The 22,619-nt window shown below is 61.2% G+C and carries 20 protein-coding genes; 7 read left to right on the forward strand and 13 right to left on the reverse strand.

Annotated features, from left to right (window positions below; all coding sequences use genetic code 11):
* Window positions 1-2 precede the first annotated feature (2 nt).
* Both HMPREF2526_RS11670 and HMPREF2526_RS11675 read left to right on the forward strand, forming a co-directional pair.
* On the forward strand, window positions 3-1,016 hold the full coding sequence (locus HMPREF2526_RS11670; protein ID WP_049157444.1) for a COX15/CtaA family protein: 1,014 nt from the start codon (window positions 3-5) through the stop codon (window positions 1,014-1,016).
* Window positions 1,017-1,142: 126 nt separating this feature from the next.
* Window positions 1,143-2,111 (forward strand): quinone oxidoreductase family protein, encoded by a 969-nt coding sequence (locus HMPREF2526_RS11675; protein ID WP_049157446.1) that lies wholly within the window; start codon window positions 1,143-1,145, stop codon window positions 2,109-2,111.
* A gap of 4 nt (window positions 2,112-2,115) precedes the next feature.
* On the opposite strand, the gene HMPREF2526_RS11680 is transcribed toward HMPREF2526_RS11675, so the two are convergent.
* Window positions 2,116-3,060, reverse strand: a complete 945-nt coding sequence (locus tag HMPREF2526_RS11680) for a heme o synthase (protein WP_049157448.1) — start codon at window positions 3,058-3,060, stop codon at window positions 2,116-2,118.
* 315 nt (window positions 3,061-3,375) lie between these two features.
* Here HMPREF2526_RS11680 and tkt point away from each other — a divergent pair, with 315 nt between their 5' ends.
* The 5 genes from tkt to pgl all read left to right on the forward strand — a co-directional run bounded on the left by tkt (window position 3,376) and on the right by pgl (window position 10,013).
* Entirely contained in the window at window positions 3,376-5,451 is a 2,076-nt protein-coding gene (gene tkt, locus HMPREF2526_RS11685; protein ID WP_210384425.1) for a transketolase, read from the forward strand.
* Between the two features lie 41 nt (window positions 5,452-5,492).
* Window positions 5,493-6,581 (forward strand): transaldolase, encoded by a 1,089-nt coding sequence (gene tal / locus HMPREF2526_RS11690; RefSeq protein WP_070547340.1) that lies wholly within the window; start codon window positions 5,493-5,495, stop codon window positions 6,579-6,581.
* 209 nt (window positions 6,582-6,790) lie between these two features.
* Window positions 6,791-8,242 (forward strand): glucose-6-phosphate dehydrogenase, encoded by a 1,452-nt coding sequence (gene zwf, locus HMPREF2526_RS11695; protein WP_369816149.1) that lies wholly within the window; start codon window positions 6,791-6,793, stop codon window positions 8,240-8,242.
* 21 nt (window positions 8,243-8,263) lie between these two features.
* Window positions 8,264-9,196, forward strand: a complete 933-nt coding sequence (locus HMPREF2526_RS11700; protein WP_070547341.1) for a glucose-6-phosphate dehydrogenase assembly protein OpcA — start codon at window positions 8,264-8,266, stop codon at window positions 9,194-9,196.
* 55 nt (window positions 9,197-9,251) lie between these two features.
* Window positions 9,252-10,013: a 6-phosphogluconolactonase gene (gene pgl, locus HMPREF2526_RS11705; RefSeq protein ID WP_070547342.1), complete on the forward strand. Its 762-nt coding sequence runs from the start codon at window positions 9,252-9,254 to the stop codon at window positions 10,011-10,013.
* 112 nt (window positions 10,014-10,125) lie between these two features.
* Here pgl and secG read toward each other — a convergent pair whose 3' ends face one another.
* The 12 genes from secG to HMPREF2526_RS11765 all read right to left on the reverse strand — a co-directional run bounded on the left by secG (window position 10,126) and on the right by HMPREF2526_RS11765 (window position 22,597).
* Window positions 10,126-10,359 (reverse strand): preprotein translocase subunit SecG, encoded by a 234-nt coding sequence (gene secG, locus HMPREF2526_RS11710; RefSeq protein WP_046649106.1) that lies wholly within the window; start codon window positions 10,357-10,359, stop codon window positions 10,126-10,128.
* A gap of 181 nt (window positions 10,360-10,540) precedes the next feature.
* On the reverse strand, window positions 10,541-11,320 hold the full coding sequence (gene tpiA, locus HMPREF2526_RS11715) for a triose-phosphate isomerase (RefSeq protein WP_070547343.1): 780 nt from the start codon (window positions 11,318-11,320) through the stop codon (window positions 10,541-10,543).
* A 43-nt stretch (window positions 11,321-11,363) separates the two neighbouring features.
* Window positions 11,364-12,581: a phosphoglycerate kinase gene (gene pgk / locus HMPREF2526_RS11720; protein WP_046649104.1), complete on the reverse strand. Its 1,218-nt coding sequence runs from the start codon at window positions 12,579-12,581 to the stop codon at window positions 11,364-11,366.
* A 207-nt stretch (window positions 12,582-12,788) separates the two neighbouring features.
* Complete coding sequence (gene gap / locus HMPREF2526_RS11725; protein ID WP_046649103.1) at window positions 12,789-13,796, reverse strand: type I glyceraldehyde-3-phosphate dehydrogenase; 1,008 nt, start codon at window positions 13,794-13,796, stop codon at window positions 12,789-12,791.
* A gap of 444 nt (window positions 13,797-14,240) precedes the next feature.
* Window positions 14,241-15,230 carry a DNA-binding protein WhiA gene (whiA, locus tag HMPREF2526_RS11730; RefSeq protein ID WP_046649102.1) on the reverse strand — a complete coding sequence of 330 codons (990 nt, stop codon included), beginning with the start codon at window positions 15,228-15,230 and terminating at the stop codon, window positions 14,241-14,243.
* Between the two features lie 101 nt (window positions 15,231-15,331).
* Window positions 15,332-16,330: a gluconeogenesis factor YvcK family protein gene (gene yvcK, locus HMPREF2526_RS11735; protein WP_070547344.1), complete on the reverse strand. Its 999-nt coding sequence runs from the start codon at window positions 16,328-16,330 to the stop codon at window positions 15,332-15,334.
* 87 nt (window positions 16,331-16,417) lie between these two features.
* Window positions 16,418-17,299: an RNase adapter RapZ gene (gene rapZ, locus HMPREF2526_RS11740; RefSeq protein ID WP_046649100.1), complete on the reverse strand. Its 882-nt coding sequence runs from the start codon at window positions 17,297-17,299 to the stop codon at window positions 16,418-16,420.
* Between the two features lie 62 nt (window positions 17,300-17,361).
* Complete coding sequence (gene uvrC, locus HMPREF2526_RS11745; RefSeq protein WP_070547345.1) at window positions 17,362-19,416, reverse strand: excinuclease ABC subunit UvrC; 2,055 nt, start codon at window positions 19,414-19,416, stop codon at window positions 17,362-17,364.
* Complete coding sequence (locus tag HMPREF2526_RS11750; protein WP_070547346.1) at window positions 19,416-20,042, reverse strand: PH domain-containing protein; 627 nt, start codon at window positions 20,040-20,042, stop codon at window positions 19,416-19,418. Before HMPREF2526_RS11750 ends, uvrC begins: the two co-directional genes overlap by 1 nt.
* Window positions 20,043-20,127: 85 nt before the next feature.
* On the reverse strand, window positions 20,128-20,610 hold the full coding sequence (ribH, locus tag HMPREF2526_RS11755) for a 6,7-dimethyl-8-ribityllumazine synthase (protein ID WP_046649097.1): 483 nt from the start codon (window positions 20,608-20,610) through the stop codon (window positions 20,128-20,130).
* A gap of 74 nt (window positions 20,611-20,684) precedes the next feature.
* Window positions 20,685-21,947, reverse strand: a complete 1,263-nt coding sequence (locus HMPREF2526_RS11760) for a bifunctional 3,4-dihydroxy-2-butanone-4-phosphate synthase/GTP cyclohydrolase II (protein ID WP_070547347.1) — start codon at window positions 21,945-21,947, stop codon at window positions 20,685-20,687.
* A gap of 11 nt (window positions 21,948-21,958) precedes the next feature.
* Entirely contained in the window at window positions 21,959-22,597 is a 639-nt protein-coding gene (locus HMPREF2526_RS11765; RefSeq protein ID WP_070547348.1) for a riboflavin synthase, read from the reverse strand.
* Window positions 22,598-22,619: the final 22 nt, after the last annotated feature.

Consider the following 22,619-nt stretch of genomic DNA (forward strand, 5'->3'; position numbering starts at 1 on the left):
CCGTGAGTACCGCCAATATTTCCTCTCCTCAACATTCCACCGCGCCCGCTGCGCCGACCACCGGTCCCTCGGTGAAGACGCAGCGCATCGTCGCGCTCATCCTCCTGCTCTGCCAGGGTGGCATTACAGTATCGGGTTCCATCGTGCGCGTAACCGGCTCCGGCCTTGGTTGCGTCACCTGGCCTAACTGCCACCCTGGTTCCTTGGTTCCCATCCAGGGCGCGGCTCCCATGCTCCACCAGGCCATTGAGTTCGGCAACCGCCTGCTGACTTTTGTTGTGGCGGCGGCGGCCATCGCCAGCATTGTGGTGGTCCACAAGGCGCAGCGCCGCAAGGAGCTCAAGGTCTATGCCTGGGCAGGGCTCGCAGGTATTTTCGTGCAGGCACTCATCGGCGCCCTGTCGGTGGTGCTGAAGCTTTCCTGGTGGAGTGTGGCAATTCACTTCCTCCCATCTATGGTCCTGGTGTGGATCGCGGCCATGCTGTTCTCCCGCATCAACGAACCCGATGACGGAACCCCTACTCGCCTCTTCCCCGCCGCCGTGCGCACCCTAGCGGTGGTGGCCACAGTAGCCCTGTCCATCGTTCTGCTGACCGGTACCTTTGTGACTGGCTCAGGTACCCACTCCGGTGATGCCGGTGTGGGTATGGAGGGACGCCTCGGCGTGGACACCTATGGCATGGCCATCATTCACGCGGTCTGCATGTACGTCTACTTAGCGCTGACACTCATCGTGGTCTTCCTCCTGCACCGCACCGGCGCCCCCAAGGTGGCCAAGAAAGCCGGCTGGGTGCTCATTGCGTGCATCGTCATCCAGTGGGCTATCGGTGTCACCCAGTTCTATCTCCACATCCCCCGCTGGACCGTCCCCTTCCACGTGGGCATGTCCTCAGTGGTCACGGCCTTCACCGCCTTGCTGTGGGCGCATGGCTTGCGCCGCGTCGGAAACGAGGATGGCACTACTGCCAGCACTGCCCAGCGCGGTGACGAGAACGTTCCCGCCGCCCAAGGCTAAGCAGAGTCAGCGGAGCCAGTAAAGCCACTACAACAGGTACTCGTAGCGCCGCCGTTCTCACCAGGAAGTGAGGATGGCGGTGCTTTTTGCTGCGCGGGTGCCTGTGCTTCGTTTAGCCTAGACACCATGCATGCTATTCAGGTGACCACGACCGGAGGGCCCGAGGTCCTCACCTACGCCGAGGTAGAATCCCCCACGCCGACGAAGGAGCAGTTGCTTGTCGACGTCTCCGTGGCCGGTGTCAACTACATCGACACCTACTACCGCGAAGGCATCTACAACGCCTCCGTGCCTTTCATCATCGGTCTCGAAGGAACCGGACGCGTTGTGCACGACCCCCAGGGAGAAATCGCCCCGGGCACGATGGTGGCCTGGGATCACGCTTTCGGCTCCTATGCGGAGCAGGTCTGCGTGCCGCGCGACCGCGTGGTGGCCGTCCCCGACGAGATTCCCTCCGCCGTCGCCGGTTCGATGCTCCTGCAGGGCATGACGGCGCACTACCTCACCCACGGTGTGTATCAGCTAGGGGAAGGAGCATCCTGTCTGATCACTGCCGGTGCAGGCGGCGTGGGCTTGATCCTCACCCAGATGGCGAAGTCCCTGGGCGCCACCGTCTATTCCGTGGTCTCCACGGATGAGAAGGAAGAGCTGGCCTATGGCGCGGGCGCAGACCACGTGTTCCGCTACAGCAGCGGCTTGGCCGAGCAGGTGCGTCGTCACAACGGTGGGCGCGGCGTGGACGTGGTCTACGACGGCGTCGGCAAAGCCACCTTCGGTGAATCCCTTGAGGTTGTACGACCACGCGGCACGGTAGCGCTCTTCGGTGCCGCGTCGGGCCCCGTCCCGCCGATGGACCCGCAGCTGCTGAACAAGCACGGCTCCATCTTCCTCACCCGCCCCTCACTCGGCGCCTGGACCTCCCAGGAAGGCGAGTTCCAGATGCGCGCCCAGGCAGTGGTGCAGGCGGTCATCGATGGCGACCTCGACTTCCGCATCTCCGCGGAGTATCCGCTCGCCGAAGCTGCTCAGGCCCACCGCGACCTCCAAGAGCGCAAGACCACAGGCTCGATCGTCCTCCGGGTACGCGAAGACTAGCTCGCTAGAACAGCGCGGCCGACCATCCCAGCATGCGCCCGATGGGCTCCCAGCCCACGACGGCGTCGATGGACAGGCCGATAAAGAGAACCGACAGGTAGTTGTTGGAGTAAATAAACAGGCGCATGGGCTTGACCTTTGCGCCCTTCTTTACCCCTTGGTGCAGACGAATCGCCATCCAAAGGAAGACCGCGCCGGAAGACACCGCGGCCACCAAGTAGATCCACGAGGCCGCAGGGATGATAAGGAAGGTCACGATAACCGTGCCGATCGTGTACCACACGATTTGGCGGGTCACCTCTACTTCCCCGGCAACGACGGGCAGCATCGGCACCCCAGCCTTGCGGTAGTCCTCCTTGTACTTCATCGCCAGCGCCCACGTGTGGGGCGGGGTCCAGAAGAAGATAATGAGGAACAGCACCACGGCCTGCCACCAACGGTCCGGCTCCCCTGCCGGTGCATTATCACGAATGACGGCCCAACCCACCATGGCGGGCATACAGCCAGCGAGGCCACCCCAGACGATGTTCTGGGAGTTCCGCATCTTGAGGAACTTCGTGTAGACGATGACATAAAAGAAGTTGGTCAAGAGCACGAAGAACGCGGCCAACCACGAGTTAGCTAACACACCCAGCCAAAAGACGGATAGCGCCAACATGATCCACGCGAAGATCGCGGCATTGCGCCGCGAGATGGTCTTGCGCACTAGCGGCCGGGCACGGGTGCGCTGCATCTTCTGGTCGATCTCATAATCGACGACGTTATTGAACGTGTGGGCAGCCGCGGCACCCATCCATCCACCGAAGATGGTGGAGACGATGAGCCAGAAGTTGGAGGACACTGCCTCGAATCCACGCTGCGCCTGGAGCATAGCCGGAATTGCCGCCACGAGGAGGAGCTCAATGATCCTCGGTTTCGTTAGCGCAAAATAGGCCTTGATGGTCTCCAAGGAACAATCCTCCGTATATCCGGCACGTGGGTGTATGGCTTATGGGTCTGACGTACTGGTCGGCTGCCCGCGCCAAAAAGTTCCCGAGAACTTCGTGGCGAATCCCCCAAGCGTTCTTCGGGGATAGTCGCCGCCCACTGGCTGGCAGCGGGGCAACAGCGTCAACCATGCCAGACTACCGCCCGAAACCTGGTTTATATAATCCCCCGCCGAAGATCGAAAAACCTTTACACTGATTAACGGTATATCTGTTTCCAGAAGCGAAGTGAGGTTTTCGCCGTGTCGAACGAAAAGTTGTCCCCGGAACTGCAGGCTATGGTTGAGCGCCGTTATCCTTCGGACTGGAGTGACCTCGATACTCGCGCCGTGGATACCGTGCGCGTCCTAGCTGCCGACGCCGTCCAGAATTGCGGCTCCGGCCATCCCGGTACCGCCATGTCCCTGGCACCGCTGGCCTACACGCTCTACCAGCGCGTGCTTAACCACGATCCGGCCGATGTTCACTGGGCAGGGCGCGACCGCTTCGTACTCTCCGTTGGACACTCTTCCCTGACGCAGTACATCCAGCTCTTCCTCGGCGGTTTCGGTCTCGAGATGGAGGATCTCAAGTCGCTGCGCACCTGGGGCTCGAAGACTCCGGGCCACCCCGAGGTTCACCACACCGATGGCGTCGAGATCACCACCGGTCCCCTGGGCCAAGGCTTGGCGTCCGCGGTCGGCATGGCAATGGCCGCACGCAAAGAGCGCGGCCTGTTCGATGCCTCGGCCCCGGCCGGCGAATCCCCCTTCGATCACTTCGTTTACGTCATCGCCTCCGACGGTGACTTGCAAGAGGGTGTCACCGCTGAGGCTTCTTCCTTGGCGGGCACCCAGAAGCTGGGCAATCTCATCGTCTTCTGGGATGACAACCGCATCTCCATTGAGGACGACACCAACATTGCCTTCAACGAGGACGTGGCTAAGCGTTACGAGGCCTATGGCTGGCACGTGCAGACCGTGGAGTCCGGCGAAGATGTCGAAGCCATCGAAGCAGCTGCCGCCGCGGCACGCGCCGAAACCTCCCGCCCCTCCTTCATCCGAGTTAAGACCGTGATTGGTTACCCGGCACCGAACAAGATGAACACCGGTGGCGTCCACGGTGCAGCTCTTGGCGAGGATGAGGTAGCCGCCACCAAGGAGGTCCTCGGCTTCGATCCGGCGCAGTCCTTCCACATCGACGAGGAAGTCCTCGCACACACCCGCGAGCTGACCACTCGCGGTGCCGCGAAGCACGCAGAGTGGCAGGAAAAGTTTGACGCGTGGGCAGCTGCCAACCCGGAGGAGAAGAAGCTCTTCGACCGCCTCCAGGCTCGCGAGCTGCCGGCTGACTTCGCCGCAGAACTTCCGACATGGGAAGCGGGCGAGTCCTTGGCCACGCGCAAGGCTTCCGAGGCCGCCATCCAAGCACTGGCAGCCTCCCTGCCGGAGATGTGGGGCGGCTCCGCCGATCTGGCAGGCTCCAACAACACGGTGATCAAGGGCGCAGATTCCTTCGGCCCAGAGTCCATCACCACCGATACTTGGACTGCCACCCCCTACGGCCGCAACCTGCACTTCGGCATCCGCGAACACGCCATGTCCGCAGTCATGAACGGCATTGCACTGCACGGCAATACCCGCGTCTACGGTGGTACCTTCCTCATCTTCTCTGAGTACCAGTACCCGGCTGTCCGCCTCGGCGCGCTCATGTCCACCGATACCTACTACGTCTGGACGCACGATTCCATCGGGCTGGGCGAAGACGGCCCGACCCACCAGCCAGTGGAAACGCTCGCTGCCCTGCGCGCCATCCCCAACCTCTCCGTCATCCGCCCGGCAGATGCCAACGAGACCGCCCAGGCGTGGGCGGCGGCCCTTGAGTACAAGGCCGCTCCGAAGGGCCTCGCTCTGTCCCGCCAGAACCTGCCTGTACTCGAAGGAACCAAGGAGAAGGCTGCCGAAGGTGTGCGCCGCGGCGCCTACGTCCTCGTTGAGGCATCGAAGGAAACCCCGGACGTGATTCTTATCGCCACCGGCTCCGAGGTACAGCTCGCCGTGGAGGCCGCCAAGCAACTCGAGGCGGACGGTACCGCGACCCGCGTGGTGTCCGCGCCGTGCCTAGAGTGGTTCGACGAGCAGGACGCTTCCTACCGCGAGTCCGTCCTCCCCTCCTCGGTGCGCGCGCGTGTTTCCGTCGAGGCCGGTATCTCCATGCCGTGGCACAAGTACACCGGTTTCTTCGGCCGCACCGTGTCCTTGGAGCACTTCGGCGCTTCCGCACCTGCAGCGGAACTCTTTGAGAAGTTCGGCTTCACTGCCGAGGCCGTCGCTGACGCCGCCCGCGAGTCCCTCACCGCTGCTCAGGCAGGCTAACCCCCTACTGCTGTCCATTACGAAAGGACCCTGCACACACCATGACACATATTGATGAGCTGGCCCGTCTCGGTACCTCGACGTGGCTCGATGATCTTTCCCGCGAGCGCTTGGATTCCGGCAACCTCCGCGAACTCCTCGACACCAAGTCCATCGTGGGTGTCACCACGAACCCGGCAATCTTTGCTGCCGCAATGTCCTCCGGCACCTCCTACGATGCCGACATCGCAGCGCTGAAAGAAAAGTCCGCTACCGCGGACGACGCGGTGTACTTGCTCGCCATAGACGATGTCCGCAATGCCTGCGATCTCTTCACCGAGATCTATGAATCAACCGATGGCCGGGATGGGCGGGTGTCCATCGAGGTTGATCCACGAATCTCTGCGGATGCGGAGGCAACCTTGGCACAGGCCCGCGAGCTGTGGGCCAAGGTTAACCGCCCCAACCTCATGATCAAGATCCCGGCAACCGACGGTTCCTTGCCCGCCATCTCCGATGCTCTGGCAGAAGGTATTTCCGTCAACGTCACCCTGATCTTCTCTGTGGAGCGCTACGCACAGGTGATTGCCGCCTACAAGGAGGGAATTCAGCGCGCCGCCGAAGCAGGTAAGGATGTCTCCACTATTCACTCCGTGGCCTCCTTCTTTGTCTCCCGCTTGGACACCGAAGTCGACAAGCGCCTCGAGTTGAACGGCTCTGATGAAGCCCTCGCGCTGCGTGGAAAGGCCGGCGTGGCCAACGCCCAACGCGCCTATGCGCTTTTCCTGAAGGAGTTCAAGGACAACGGTAGCGACTTGCCTTCCGGCGCCCACCCGCAGCGGCCGCTGTGGGCGTCGACGGGAGTCAAAAACCCTGACTACCCTGCCACCTTGTACGTTTCCGAGCTCGCTGGGCCGGAGACCGTCAACACGATGCCCGAGAAAACCATTGATGCGGTTCTTGCGCAGGGGAACCTGCACGGCGATACGCTGACTGAAGCTTCTGACGACGCAGAGAAGGTATGGGCACAGCTGGAGGCTGTCGGCATCGACTTCGCCGATGTTTTCACCGTGCTCGAGCAGGAGGGCGTCGACAAGTTCGTCGATGCATGGGAGGAACTGCTTGCCTCGATGACAGACCGCCTCTCCTAAAAGAGCATGAGGTTTTAAGTGCTCACCATCGGCGCGCGCCACCAACGGCCATGCAACTGTGGCCGGCGGGGCGCGTGTCGCTATGCTGAGCTGTTGGACTTATCTCACACAGACCGAAAGGACACTTAGTGAGCACTACCAGCGCGTGGGTCAACCCGTTGCGCGACGCGAAGGACAAACGCCTGCCACGTATCGCCGGGCCATCCGGCATGGTGATTTTCGGCGTCACGGGTGACTTGGCGCGCAAGAAGCTCCTCCCTGCCATCTACGACCTAGCCAACCGAGGGCTGCTGCCCGCCGGCTTCACGCTGGTGGGCTACGGCCGCCGCGACTGGGACAAGCAAGCCTTTTGCGACTACGTCCGCGAGGCCGCCGAGGCGGGTGCCCGAACGACCTTCAGTGAGCATGTGTGGGAGCACCTCGCCAAAGGAATCGAGTTTGTCCAAGGCAACTTCGACGACGCTGGCTTTGATAGGCTCTCCGCCCGGTTGTCTGAGCTCAACGCTTCCCGCGGCACCGGTGGAAACTGGGCCTATTATCTTTCGGTTCCGCCAGAGTTCTTCTCCGATATTTGCCACCAGCTAGAGCGCGTCGGCATGGCGGACAGCACGGAAAGCTCCTGGCGCCGCGTCATCATTGAAAAACCTTTCGGCCACGATCAGGCTTCCGCGCGCCAGCTCAATGAGATCGTCAATGCCGTCTTCCCGGAGTCTTCGGTGTTCCGCATCGATCATTACCTGGGCAAGGAAACAGTGCAGAACATCATGGCGCTGCGCTTCGCCAACCAGATCTTCGAGCCGATGTGGAACGCGCACTACATCGATCACGTGCAGATCACGATGGCCGAAGACATCGGATTGGGCGGACGTGCCGGCTATTACGACGGCATCGGCGCTGCGCGCGACGTCATCCAGAATCACCTCCTGCAGCTACTAGCCCTCGTCGCCATGGAGGAACCCTCCTCCTTCGACCCAGAGGCGCTCCAGGCGGAAAAGATCAAGGTGCTGCGCGCTACCAATGCGGTGCACCCGCTTAACAAGACCACCGCCCGCGGCCAGTACTCCGCCGGCTGGCAGGGCTCAGAGTATGTCAAGGGCCTGCGGGAGGAGGAAGGATTCGATCCGGAATCCACGACGGAGACCTATGCCGCGTGCACCCTCGAGGTTAATTCCCGTCGCTGGGCGGGCGTTCCTTTCTACCTGCGTACCGGCAAGCGGCTGGGCCGCCGCGTAACCGAGATTGCACTGGTGTTTAAGACCGCCCCGCACCAGCCTTTTGATCAGGGCCAAGCCGATGCGCTGGGCCAAAATGCCGTGGTGATCCGCGTCCAACCTGATGAAGGCGTCACCATGCGCTTTGGTTCCAAGGTTCCGGGCTCCACCATGGAGGTGCGTGACGTCAACATGGACTTCGCCTATGCCGAGGCCTTTACGGAAGAATCGCCGGAAGCCTATGAGCGCCTGATTCTCGACGCCCTCTTGGACGAGTCCTCCCTCTTCCCCACCAACGAGGAAGTGGAGCTGTCGTGGTCCATCCTCGACCCCATCATTGAGTACTGGTCCAGTATCGGACAGCCGGAGCAATACCGCGCTGGCACGTGGGGGCCGGAGTCCGCTAATAGAATGCTGCGCCGCCGGGGTCATTCCTGGCGCCGTCCGTAGGTCCTTAGGAGGAATGGCCTTATGATTATCCCCTTGCCCGATACGACGACGCGCAAGATCTCTAAGAAGCTTGTAGAGATGCAGGAGCACTACACGCTCACGACCGGCCGGGTCCTCACGCTCATCGTCATGACCGAAGAGGGCGATGACCTGGACAACCTGCTCGCATCGGTGCGCGATGCCTCCCACGAGCACCCTTCCCGTGTCATCGTCATCGCTACTGGAAATCTCGACGAGGACACTCGGCTCGACGCCGAGTTGCGCGTCGGTGGCGAAGCGGGTGCCTCGGAGATCGTCGTCATGCACCTGCATGGCGCCCTCGCGGATCAGGCAGAAGCGGTGGTAACTCCCCTGCTTCTTCCAGATACGCCAATCGTGGCGTGGTGGCCTACGGCATGCCCGCCGTCCCCGTCCTCTGTTCCGATCGGTGCGCTGGCCCAGCGCCGTATTACCAACGTTGCCTTCGGCAGTGGCGTCGATCAGTATGACCTCCACGTGCTCTCCTCTGGCTATAAGCCCGGAGATTCCGACATGTCGTGGGGTGCCATCACCCTCTGGCGCGGTATCGTCGCTTCGGCCCTCGACAGGTTCCCGCACGAGCCGATCACCTCTGTGAAGATCTCCGGTGCCGAGCACCACGCCGCCGTCGACTTTGCTGCCGGCTGGCTTCTCGACGCCCTCTCCGTCCCCGTTACCCGTACCGTGTCGGACTGCGCGGAGGGTACCTTCCCGATTACCTCGGTGGTTTTCCAACGTCCCACTGCCGATGTTAGCGTCGCTGTCGTTGACCCTGCGACAGTGGAGGTCAGTGTTCCGGGCTCCCCGGAATCACTCGTTAGCCTCGCGGTGCGTTCCGAAGCAGAAGTGCTCTCGGAAGAACTCCGCCATCTCGATGCGGATAAGACATACGCTCACGCTCTCCGCGCCTTAGCCCGCGTGGACTACAGTGTGTAGGCATAATCATTTCATCGTTTCCTAGTCTCATCATTCAGAAGGATCTTTCTGCACCATGGTCACGCTTCGCCGCGTTAGCGACATCGACGAGCTCATATCCTCCGCCGCACTCGCCTTTATTGAGACGGTTGCGGCGATTCAAGCCCCAGGCGGCGGCCTCCACAAGGATGGTGTCGCCCGCGTCGTGCTCACCGGTGGCGGAGCAGGAATAGGTATGTTGCGCGAGCTGGCGCGGCTTCACGACGCCGCACAACAGCAAGGCAGCGACTACCCAGCATTGGCGGTGGACTGGACGCGCATCCATGTTTTCTTTGGCGATGAGCGCAACGTGCCGGTGAGCGATCCGGACTCTAACGAGGGCCAAGCCCGTGAGGCTCTCTTGGCACACGTGGATATCCCGGAGCGCCACATTCACGGCTATGACCTGGGAGCCGTATCCATGGAGCACGCAGCACAAGCCTATGAGGGCGAGATCCGTGACTTTGCGCCGGAAGGCTTCGATATTCACCTGCTGGGCATGGGTCACGAAGGCCACATTAACTCCCTGTTCCCGCATTCAGAAGCAGTCTATGAAGACACCGACTATGCTTTCGCGGTCCACGACTCCCCCAAGCCGCCTTCTGAGCGCGTGACGTTGACTTACCCGGCCATCAACCGCTCCCAGCGCATTTGGTTCCTGGTTTCTGGTGAGGAGAAGGCCGAGGCTGTCTGCCACCTCGTGGCTGGCGCTGCGGCTGAGGACTGGCCGGCCGCAGGTGCTCAGGGCACTGAGGAAACGCTGCTGTTCTTAAGCGAGGATGCCGCGCAGCGTCTCTAACAACAGCTCCCCGGCGGCTTCTCTAGGGCTCCGACGAAAACTACAACGCCGCGTCCTTCACCTTTGTTGGAGAAGGGACGCGGCGTTTGGCGTATGTGTGCGGCGGGACCTTTTAGCTATAAGCCTGCAGCAGGTTCAGAGCCACGATGCAGGCAAGCCAGATAACCACCATGACCACGGTGTAGCGGTCAAGGTTCTTCTCTACCACGGTGGAACCAGAGAGGTTGGACTGTACGCCGCCGCCGAAAAGGCTCGACAGGCCACCACCTTTACCTTTGTGCAGCAGCACGAAGATAGTCATCAAGATTGCGGCAATCACGAGGAGGATTTCCAGTGCCAAGATCATGAAGTAGTTCCTTGTTTACGCGTATGTACAGTGAGTATGACGCGCGTTAGTGAATCACCGTGGTGAGCCACCGTCACGCGTGGGAAAAGGGCGCGAAGTCAGCGCGCGCAATAATCCTCGATGATACACCACGTGGCGGGCCAGAAACTATTCCGACCCGCCACGGCAGGATGCGGGGAGATTAGGCGCCCTGGGCGGCGTTAGCCGCCAGCTTTGCGAACTCTTCGCCCTTGAGGGAGGCGCCGCCGACGAGACCACCGTCAACGTCGGGCTTGCCCACGATCTCCGCGATAGAGTCCACCTTGACGGAGCCGCCGTAGAGGATGCGGATGCCTTCGGCAACCTCGTCGCCGCCGAGCTCGCGGACGAGCTGACGAATAGCTGCGCACACTTCCTGCGCATCCTCGGCAGAAGCAACCTTGCCGGTGCCGATAGCCCAGACAGGTTCATAAGCGATGACGGTCTTTGCCAGATCCTCAGCGGACAGGCCCTCCAGGGAGTTGCGGGTCTGGGTCACCACGTAATCGATGTGAGTGCCCTTCTCGCGGACATCCAGGGGCTCGCCGACGCACACGATGGGGCTGATGCCGTTGGCCAACGCTGCGGCAGCCTTTTCTGCGACGAGCTTATCGGTTTCGCCGTGGTACTCGCGGCGCTCGGAGTGGCCCACTACTGCCCAGGAGCAGCCCAGGGCGGAGAGCATCTTGCCGGATACCTCACCGGTGTAGGCGCCGGACTCGTGCTTGGAGATGTCCTGCGCGCCGTAGGTGAACTGCAGGTCGTCGCCGTCGACAAGCGTCTGGACCGTGCGGATGTCGGTGAACGGGACCATGAAAGCCACGTCGACCTTTTCGTAGTATTCCTTCGGCAAGGAGAAAGCGAACTTCTGGAGGGAGCCGATAGCTTCCTTGTGGTCGAGGTTCATCTTCCAGTTACCAGCGATAAGCGGGGTACGTGCCATGATTACCTTTCTCGAAGTCAGACTGTGTTGGGAGGATGGTTGATTAGGATTCCAGGACCTTGACGCCCGGCAGCTCCTTGCCTTCCAGGAACTCCAGGGAAGCACCACCACCGGTGGAGATGTGGGAGAAGCCGTCCTCGTCGAGGCCGAGCAGTCGGACGGAAGCTGCGGAGTCACCGCCACCCACGACGGTGAAGGAACCATTCTTGGCCGTGGCATCGATGATGGACTGCGCCACACCTGCGGTGCCCTTGGAGAAGGCTTCCATCTCGAAGACACCCATCGGGCCGTTCCAGAAGACGGTCTTGGAGGAAGCGATGACCTCATCGAACTTCTTCACCGATTCCGGTCCGATATCGAGGGACATCCATCCCTCCGGGATACCGTCGAGGCCCACAACCTTATTTTCTGCATCGGCATTGAACTCGGTGGCAGCGACGAGGTCGACCGGCAGGACGATCTTGTCGCCGAAGCGCTCCAGCAGCTCCTTGCAATTGTCGATCTGGTCTTCCTGCAGCAGGGAGTTCTGGACGTTGTAGCCCTGTGCTGCCAGGAGGGTGTAGCACATTCCGCCGCCGATGATGACGTTGTCGGCCTTACCGGCAAGCGCCTCAATCACACCAAGCTTGTCGGATACCTTGGCGCCGCCAAGAACGACAACGTACGGGTGCTCTGGCTTCTCTGCTACCGCCGCCAGGGTTTCCACTTCCTTCTGCACGAGCTTGCCGGCGTAAGCAGGCAGGCGCTTAGCCACGTCGTACACGGACGCCTGTGCGCGGTGAACGACACCGAAACCATCGGAGACGAAAGCACCGTTGTCTGCAGCCAGAGCGACGAGTTCGTCAGCGAAGGCGCCGCGCTCTGCCTCGTCCTTCGAGGTCTCGCGTGGATCGAAGCGGACATTCTCCAGCAACAGGACATCGCCCTCGTTGAGACCGTTAGCGCGCTCGTGGGCGTCCTCGCCGCTGACATCCCCGGCGAGGGCGACATACTGATCCAGTGCCTCAGACAGAGCTTCTGCTACTGGGGCCAGCGAGTACTTCGGGTTGACCTCGCCCTTCGGGCGGCCCAAGTGCGCCGACAGGATGACCTTCGCACCGCCTTCAATCAAGGCCTTGATTGTCGGCAAGGAAGCGGTGATGCGGCCGGAGTCGGTGATGTTTCCTTCATCATCAAGTGGGACGTTGAAGTCAGAACGGACGAGGACGTGGCGGCCGGAGACGCCTTCTGCGAGCAGGTCGTCCAGAGTCTTGAAAGCCATGATGTTCTCCTTAAAAGTAGGTACTCAAGCTAAAGGTTAATGCTATTCAATGGGAAAGTGTGCTGGTTCCTTATAAACGACTATCGGCCCAGCGCACGCCACGAAATTATGGAGGGTGAGGCGTGGCGCATGGGCCGGTGTCTAGCCTGTGGAGCTGTCACAGGCGATCACAGCTTGGTTCACTGTGGTCATTCTAAAGAGTCAGCTTTAGAGCTTGGAGGCAACCAGGGAGGTGGTGCGCACGAGCTGGCTGGTGTAACCCCACTCGTTGTCGTACCAGCCAAGGACCTTGACGAAGTTGCCGTTGGAAACCTTGGTCATGCCCGCATCGAAGATGCAGCCGTGGGAGTCGGTGATGATGTCGGTGGAGACAATCGGATCCTCGGTGTAACCCAGGGTCTCGCCGAACTCGCCGGTGGCGGCTTCCTTGATAGCAGCGTTGATTTCCTCAGCGGTGACGTCGCGGGATGCCTGGAAGGTCAGGTCCGTGGCGGAACCGGTGATGGTCGGAACGCGCATTGCGTAGCCGTCGAGCTTGCCCTCCAGCTCTGGGAGAACCAGGGAGACGGCCTTTGCTGCACCAGTGGAGGTCGGAACCATGTTGACGGCTGCGGCGCGGGCGCGGCGCAGGTCGCGGTGCGGAGCATCCTGGATGCGCTGGTCACCGGTGTAGGCGTGGATGGTGGTCATCAGGCCCTTCTCGATACCGAACTTCTCGTGGAGGACCTTGGCCATCGGGGCCAGGCAGTTGGTGGTGCAGGATGCGGCGGAGATGACGTTGTGCTTCTCAGCGTCGTACTCATCGGAGTTAACGCCGTAGACGAAGGTTGCGTCGACGTTCTTGCCCGGAGCAGAGATGATGACCTTCTTGGCGCCGGCCTCAATGTGAGCCTTGGCGGCCTCACCATCGGTGAAGAAACCGGTGGACTCGATGACGATGTCGACGTTGTGCTCGCCCCAGTTCAGGTTCTTCGGATCGCGCTCTGCGGAGACTGCAATCTTGTGACCGTTGACGGTGATGGACTCGTCGTCGTGCTGGATCTCACCGTCGAAGCGGCCCAGAACCGAGTCGTACTTGAGCAGGTTGGCCAGGGTTGCGTTGTCGGTCAGGTCGTTGACTGCGACGACCTCGAGGTCATTGTTGCCCTGTGCGACTGCACGGAAGAAGTTGCGGCCGATGCGGCCAAATCCGTTGATACCTACGCGAATGGTCACTGTAATGTCTCCTCAAATAATCGAGTGAAGTTCTATCGTGGGGGCTTCCGAGACTTTGTCTTTATAGGCAGTGCGGTGGACCGTTCTTGCGGAACCGTTGCCCCTGCCACTTCCGTGACGTGCTCGGTGGTTTTCCCAACACGGCCGATAGTACCCACGGTTTCTGCATCCCGCAGTGCTCCTGCCGGTCCCCAACGCGAGTGGTCGCACGACGCCAAAAAGAGGCGTATAGTGGTTGGGCCGTCGCAGAGAATTTGAGACAACCCTCGAGCTATACACCTGCAGTTATGCCCGTTTGTGTGGGATTATGTTGGGGACTTTCACTGCGGGGTGGGATATCTCACTAAAGCAAAAAAGAGCGGATTAATCCAAAAAGAAATGCGGCAACAGCCGCACGGAAATCGGGCGTGATACCCCGTCTAATGCCCGAACGGGCACGAGTAACTAGGACTCTTCGAAAAGATCCTCGGTGACGGCCTTCGTCGTATCTGGGACCCCAAGCTCCTTGGCACGCTTGTCCGCCATAGACAAAAGGCGCCGAATACGCCCGGCCACCGCATCCTTAGTCATAGGCGGATCAGCCAAGCGGCCGAGCTCTTCCAAAGAGGCCTCACGATGCTGCACGCGCAAGCGGCCGGCATCCGCGAGATGCTCCGGAACGTCATCGCCCAAGATGACCATCGCGCGTTCGACGCGTGCTGCAGCCGTCACGGCCGCGCGGGCAGAGCGGCGCAAGTTGGCATCATCGAAATTATCGAGACGGCGAGACGTATCGTGGGCTTCTCTCTGGATCCGCTTCTTTTCCCATGTCAGGCGCGTCTCTTGGGCGCCCATACGGGTCAGCAGCGCGCCAATGGCATCGCCGTCGCGCACGACGACGCGGTCCGCGCCGCGCGTTTCCTTTGTCTTCGCCGCCACGCCCAAACGGCGCGCGCAGCCGACAAGAGCGAGTGCAGCCTCCTGGCATGGGCAGGTCACCTCAAGCGCTGAGGAGCGGCCCGGTTCGGTCAAGGAACCTTGCGCCAAGAAGGCGCCGCGCCAGGCTGCTTCATTATCGGCTACAGAACCAGAGATGACTTGTGGAGGCAAACCCACCACGGGGTGGCCGGAGCGTGTTACCAAACCAAGGCGTCTGGTCAGTTCCTTGGCACCGGTGGTGATGCGCACTTGCACGCGACTCTTCTTGGACGAAGCCGCGGGTCCAGCGACGTGGGTGCTGGCGGAAATCGAATAGAGCTCATCGAGTGCGGTGACGAGGCGGTTCGCTACGCTCTGCGACTCCAGTTCCACCTCGTACATCACGCGGTCCCCGGTGATGTGGAGTTCGCCAGCGAACCTGAGGATCGCGGCAACCTCCGCCGCGCGGGCGGACTGGCGCGGCACGGACACCGCCGTAAGTTCCTCCTTGACCTGATCGGTCAATGACGCAGACACCTCGTGCCTCCCCTTTCAACTCGTGGACGTAGCGCACCGCGCAGATTGGCGTGGGCGAGACGCGGCGGTGAACGATGAATGCCCCATAGTCTATCGCGCGCTTAACCGCGATGAGCGTCTGGGGCTCCCGCTGTGCCATCGCGATCGGCGGCATACTCGGCGTAAAGCTCGGTGAGCACCTGCGCCAGCTTGTCTGGGCAGTGCTTATTAATCGACCTTCCGTCCTCGTCGTATTGGCACACGTCTCGGAAGACTGCCGTAGCGCCCAGAACACTGGCGGCGCGCTGGACAAAGACTCGCTCCGACTCGTTCGGAAGCCCGGATGCGTCGACGATAACGCGGTCTACCCGCAGGCTCGGGGCGTGCTGCGCTAGGACATGCAGGTGGCGCTCGGCAGAAAAACCTTGGGTCTCACCCGGCTCAGCAGAAAGATTGAGCACCACCACGCGGAGAGCATCCGACGAGGTAATCGCGTCGACGATATCCGGCACCAGGACGTGTGGGAGAACGGAACTAAACCAGGAACCAGGACCTAGGGTGATCAGGTCCGCGTCGTGCAGCGCGCTAATGGTTTCCGGGTTGGCCCGAGGCTTCTCCGGAATGATGCGCACCCGGCGCACCTGCCCCACGGTCGATGCAACAGCCACCTGGCCGCGGACCGAGCGAATGATACGGGGGTCGTCGTCAAGCCCAGTAACATCCGCCTCAATCTCCAGAGGTAAGTTCACGGCTGGCAGTACCCGGCCGGCCGACTCCGTTAAGCGGGCAACGGCATCGAGAGCCGCCTGGAAATCCCCCAACACCTCAGTGAGTCCAGCGATGAGGAGGTTGCCCACGGCGTGGCCGGCCATCGCTCCGGTGCTCTGGAAGCGATGCTGAAGCGTCTCAGCCCACAGCTGGCCATCCTCCGTATCACTGGATAAAGCGGCGAGCGCCATGCGCAAATCACCCGGCGGAATAATGTCCATCTCGCGGCGCAACCGGCCGGATGAACCGCCGTCATCGGCCACGGTGACGATGGCGGAGATTGCCTCCGCGCCCGTGCGGCGAGCAGCGAGCAAGGTTTGATAAAGACCATGGCCGCCGCCCAGGCTAGCCATGTGGAGTGGGAGAGTCGTCACGTAAGTACTAGCTTTCAGTCATGTAATAAAAGGAATGAATACGAATCTTCTCGATACGTATCGCGCCTAGTCGCGGGCGATGTCTCGGTGCAGGGTGCTCACATCCAAGTCTCCGCGCTCGCTAAGGCGGCGGGCAATCTCTTCCGTGACGGCCACGGAACGGTGGTGCCCACCCGTGCAACCAATGCCTACAGTGATGAAATTCTTCCCCTCGTGGCGATACCCCGTGAGCATCGAGTCCAACATCTCGATGAAGCGCTCGATAAAAGGCTCAGCGGCGTCCTGAGACAGAACATAATCCGACACCGGCTCATCGGTGCCCCGGTAGCCCCGCAGTTCCGGTACCCAATAAGGATTGGGAAGAAAACGGACGTCGACGACAAGGTCAGCGTCCCGCGGAGAACCATGCTTGAAGCCGAAGGACTGGAGCGTGACGTGCTGGCGCTCCCCACGCATGTCACCGAAGGCAGCCTCGATGGCACGGCGTAGGTCATGAACGGACAGGTTCGTCGTGTCGATGATAATGTCCGCACGCTCACGAATGGATTGCACGGCGGCGCGCTCGCGTTGGATGCCGGCCTTCAGTGTTTCACCGTCCTGCAGCGGGTGCGTGCGACGCACCGAATCGAAGCGGCGAATCAGCACGTCATCGCGCGCATCGAGGAAAAGCAGGGTCGGCTTCATATCCAGCTGCTCTAGTTCGTCCAAGGTTTCTGCCAAAGAACCAGGGAACATGCGGGAGCGTACGTCGGTGACCGCGGCGATCTTCGTAACTGGAGAATCCGGACGCGCACACAGCTTCAAGAGGTCAACGATGGCCTTCGGCGGGATGTTGTGGGCGACGTAGTAGCCCTTATCCTCCAACACTTTTGCCGCCGACGTCAGGCCGCCGCCCGACATGCCGGTAATCAAAATGGGCGGAGAATCAAACAACGTCATGGCCTCCATTCTTACCACTTAAGTGGTTGCCACGGTAGGAATCCTGTCTAGGAATACGGTGGGAATCCCTCCTAAGAGTCGTGAAGGTGATCAAAGACGGTCTGAGCTAGTTTGGGGCCGAATCCCTTCACCTCAGCAATGTCCTCCACGCTTGCTTCCTTGAGCTTCTTTACCGAGCCGAAGTGCTTCACTAGGTCCGTGCGACGCTGCGGCCCCAAGCCCGGGACCGCGTCGAGGACGGAGGAGCGCATCCGCTTTGAACGCTGCTGGCGGTGATAAGAGATAGCTACGCGATGGGCCTCGTCGCGCAGGTGCTGCAGTAGAAACAGCGCCTGCGAATTGCGCGGTAGAATCACCGGTTCGTCATCACCAGGCACCCACACCTCCTCTAGGCGCTTGGCCAGACCGATGAGTGTCACATCGACGATGCCGAGCTCATCAAACACAGCTTGCGCGGCTGCCACCTGCGGCGCGCCGCCATCAACGATGAAGAGCTGAGGCGGATAAGAGCTGCGTTTGGTCTGGCTCGCCGCCTCTTCGCGCACCAACTCCTCAGCGAAGGTGGTGTTCTCTAGCTCTTCGTCAGGCACCGCCCGCTTATCGTCATGGTGATGCTTAAACCGGCGGCGGGTGACTTCGGCGATGGAACCGACATCGTCCGAGCGGCCATCGCCCGCCGCTTCCTTGATGCGATAACGCCGGTAGTCGGACTTACGGGGCAGCCCATCCTCGAAAACCACCAGGGAGCCCACAACATCGGTGCCCTGAATGTGGGAGATATCCGTGCACTCGATGCGCAACGGCGCGGAATCCATGCCCAGTGCTTCCTGCAGCTCCTGGAGTGCGGCGGAGCGCGCAGTGAGGTCGCCAACGCGCTTGAGTTTGTGCTGTTTCAGTTGCTCTTTGGCATTGCGCTCGACGGTCTCCATCAACGCGCGCTTATCCCCTCGCTGCGGAACGCGCAGATCGATCTGGGCGCCACGCAGCTCCTCCAAAACGATCTTGACCTCATCGGCTTCGTCGGGCAGTTCCTGGACCAAAATCTCCCGCGGAATAGCGTTTCCACGATGCTCCTCGGCATGGGATTCCTGGTCCACTCCCCTACGCTCCAACTTCGCGTCTTCTTCAGCCTCTAGGCGCTGGCGTTCTGCCGCGTCAGAATAGAACTGAATGAGGAAGTTTTGGATCAAAGCCGGCAGACCAGGATCTGGCTCGCCTTCGCGCACCGCGTCAGTCGTTGCCTGATCTCCGGAACGCTCCACAACCCAGCCGCGCTGCCCGCGGATGCGTCCCGAACGCACATGGAAGATCTGAACTGCAGCTTCCAATTCATCCGAGCTAAACGCAATGAGGTCCGCATCCGTGCCATCAGGCAACACCACTGCCTGCTGCTCCATCAACTTGTCGATGGCACCCAAGTCATCGCGCAGGCGGGCCGCCAACTCAAACTCCAGGTTCTCCGCGGCCTCCTCCATGCGCTGCGTGACCCGCTTGCGAACGGGTGCGGTGTTACCGTTCATGAAGCTGATGAGTTGGTTAACCGTATCGCGATGTTCTTCCGGGCTAACGCGGCCGATGCAGGGGGCATCGCACTTGCCGATATACCCCAGCAAACAGGGCCGCCCCAAGCGCTCGTGGCGGTTGAACACACCCTTGGCGCAGGTACGCATGGGAAAGATGCGAGTGAGAAGATCCAGGGATTCACGCACCGCCCAGGCATGGGAATAGGGACCGAAATAGCGCACGCCTTTGCGGCGTGGGCCCCGGTAGAAAAACGCACGCGGAATGGTCTCCCCAACGGATACCGCGAGCATGGGATAAGTCTTATCATCGCGGTACATCACGTTAAAGCGCGGATCGAAGCGCTTAATCCACGTGTACTCCAGCTGCAGCGCTTCCACCTCGCTGGCCACCACGGTCCATTCCACCGAGGCCGCCGTCAGCACCATCTGGCGAGTGCGCGGGTGTAGTTGAGTGATGTCCTGGAAGTAATTGGATAACCGCGCCCGCAGGTTCTTTGCCTTGCCCACATAGACGACCCGGCGGTTCTCATCACGGAACTTATAAACGCCCGGATCTGTAGGGATGCTTCCGGGCGCGGGACGGTACTGAGAGGGATCAGCCACTAGTCATCCTGCGGCATGTAACGGGCTTCTAGGTCGCGGAAAGAGCGGACATTGGTGATCACGTCGTCCTTATCGCCCGACTGCAGGGCCCAGACCGGCACGTATTCAAAGTCCGGAAGCTCGATGCGCGCCATGCGGGAGCCTTCGGGGAAGGACAAGCCGTAGATGACCTGCCACGGGTAGAAACGGGTTCCCACGATATTGCGGACCTCCACCCCGTCGGAGTTCGCGCGCAGCCGCGGGCGAGTCAGCGCCAGCCAAGACAAAATGGAAATTACCACGCCGACGCCGGGAAAAGCGAACTTATCAATCGTCGTCACCGTCGCGCCGGTAAAGGACAGACCCACCGTAAAGCCCATGAAAAGGTGCGCGGCCATAACGAGAATGATCCAGATGATGGCCACCTTGCGCAGGTAGGGAGAGGTAACTTCATACTCCCAGGGCTTGGACGACGTCTGGGCGAAAGGATCCGCGCTGGTATAGGCCAGCATTTGCTCATCACTCATGCTGCGGCCTGCTCCCCCGGCCGCCATCGACGCAGCCGGCTGCGAAGAGGCGGAGGACTGGTTGGCATGGGCCGACTGTGCCCGCTCTTCGTGCCCGGAAGGCACCTGTGAGTCCGTCATCGAGTTTTCCATCTCCTCATCACTCCGCTGAGGCAGGCCACTCCCCCTGCCGGATACGCCAGGCGGCGTGGTTGCACTTGGCAGCCTACTTTTGGTTTGACTCGTTCAGTGTACGCAACGTGTGCACGGTTTCTAAAGCTGCGTGCATGGCCTCGGCACCTTTATCCTCTTCAGAGTCCGCAAAGCCGGCGCGATCGACGGCTTGCTCGTAGTCGTTGACCGTCAGCACTCCATTGGCCACCGGGGTCGACTCATCGAGCGCGATGCGCGTCAGGCCCTGCGTCACGGAATCGCAGACGTAATCAAAGTGCGGGGTGCCACCACGAACAACGCAGCCCAACGCAACCACGGCATCATGGGTGCGCGCGGCGGCTTGGGCCACGACGGGCAGTTCGAGGGCCCCGACCACGCGCAGGGGCGTGACCGCGGCGCCGGCGGCTTCGGCAGTCTCGAGCGCTCGACGATGCAGCTGATCACAGATCTCTGCGTTCCACGTTGCGGTAACGACGGCGACGCGGATACCTTCCCCGGAGACATTGTTCGGGGTGGGCAGGCCTTCCTTGCTCATAGTGTGCTCCTTGTGCTCAAAGCTTGATACTCAATGCGTGATGGTTAGGGGCGCTGAAGCGCTTCATCCCAACTCTAGGAGTGTTTCTGATCCCATTCGGCTACCTGGGGCAGATCATGCCCCATTCGGTCACGCTTGGTGCGCAGATAGCTGATGTTCTCCGCTGTGGCGGGGGGAGCCAGCGCTGTGCGCGCGGTGGCATCAATGCCGAAGCCTTGCAGCCCCTCGCCCTTGTGCGGGTTATTGGTCAAGAGGTTCACGGACTTCACGCCGACGTCGCGCAGGATTTGTCCGGCCACGGAGTATTCGCGTGCATCCTCCGGCAGGCCCTGCTCCACGTTGGCATCAACGGTATCGAGGCCTTCGTCCTGCAGACGGTAAGCCTTGAGCTTGTTGACCAGGCCAATTCCGCGCCCTTCCTGTCCACGCAGGTAGATGACGATGCCGCGTCCCGCTTCTTGCACCGCACGGAGGGATTCCTGCAGCTGCGGACCGCAATCACAGCGCTGGGAGGAAAAGACGTCACCTGTAAGGCACTCAGAGTGTACGCGAACGGGTACATCCTCGGCACCGGAATAGCTTTCCACGTCACCAACGAAAAGGGCGATGTGCTCGCGCTTGTCGACGTCATTCGAATAACCTACCGCGCGAAACTCGCCGTACTCGGTGGGCAGGCGAGTTTCTACTTGGCGGTGAACCTGCTGTTCGTTGTGGCGACGCCACTCGATGAGCTGCTCGATGGAGATCATCGTCAGCCCGTGGGCGTCGGCAAAGCGGCGCAGCTCCGGGGAGCGCGCCATGTCCGTGGGATCCTCTTCAGAGACGATCTCACAGAGCACGCCAGCTGGGCGAAGGCCTGCCAAGCGAGCCAGATCGATGGCGGCTTCCGTGTGCCCGTCACGTTCGAGCACGCCATTCGGGCGCGCGGCGAGCGGGACCACGTGTCCGGGGCGGGTAAATTCCGAGGGCTTAGAGGAGGGATCGGCCAACCTGCGGATAGTTTCGCAACGTGAGGTGGCAGAGATACCAGTGGAACCATTAGCCAGGTCCACCGTGACGGTGTAGGCGGTCTGCCGTACGTCCTGGTTCACCGCGAACATCGGGGGTAAGTTCAAACGCTCGCAGTCTTCTGGGAGCAGGGGTGCGCAAATGTAGCCGGAGCTATAGCGCACCATAAAGGCCACGAGCTCCGGGGTGGCGAGCTCAGCGGCAAAAATGAGGTCACCTTCGTTCTCGCGGTCCTCATTGTCCACGACGACGACCGCCTTGCCGGCCGCGATGTCCGCGATGGCTTGGTCGACGCTATCTAAACTAAAAGCTGAATCTGCAGCGCTCATAAGGACTTACTCTATCCCTCCGTGCCACTGGCGGAGGCGTTGGGGTGAACCATTTTCTCCACATACTTTGCAACCACGTCTACCTCGAGGTTGACGCGAGCGCCTGGCGCCATCAAACCAAACACGGTATCGCGCAGCGTGGTGGGAATGAGAGAGACTTCGAAATAGCTCTCCGCGTCGGGCTCTCCCTGCCCGTCTGACAAGGCCGATACCGTCAGGGAGGTTCCCTGCACCGCGATGGAACCCTTCTCCACCACGTAGCGCTCCAGCTCGGCCGGCAGGCTAAAGCGCAGCACCTCCCAGTGCTCCGACGGCGTGCGGCTCAGCAAGGTCCCGGTGCCATCGACGTGCCCTTGCACAATGTGGCCACCCAAGCGCGTCGTCGGGAGCACCGCACGCTCGAGGTTGACCGGCGCGCCCACTTCGAGTTCGCCGAGGGAACTCCGGTTCAAAGACTCCTTCATGACATCTGCGGTGAAGGTTCCTTCTCCCAACTCAGCAACGGTCAGGCACACGCCGTTGACCGCGATGGAATCTCCCAGTTGGGCGTCCCCCAGCACGGTGGTTGCGGCGACGCCGAGGCGCACGGCATCACCCTGCGGCTCCACGCTATCGACGTGGCCAATTTCTTCAACGAGTCCAGTAAACATAGCTAGTACTCCCCTTCCCTAT

The organism is Corynebacterium sp. HMSC070E08, assembly GCF_001808895.1.
Classification (GTDB): domain Bacteria; phylum Actinomycetota; class Actinomycetes; order Mycobacteriales; family Mycobacteriaceae; genus Corynebacterium; species Corynebacterium hiratae.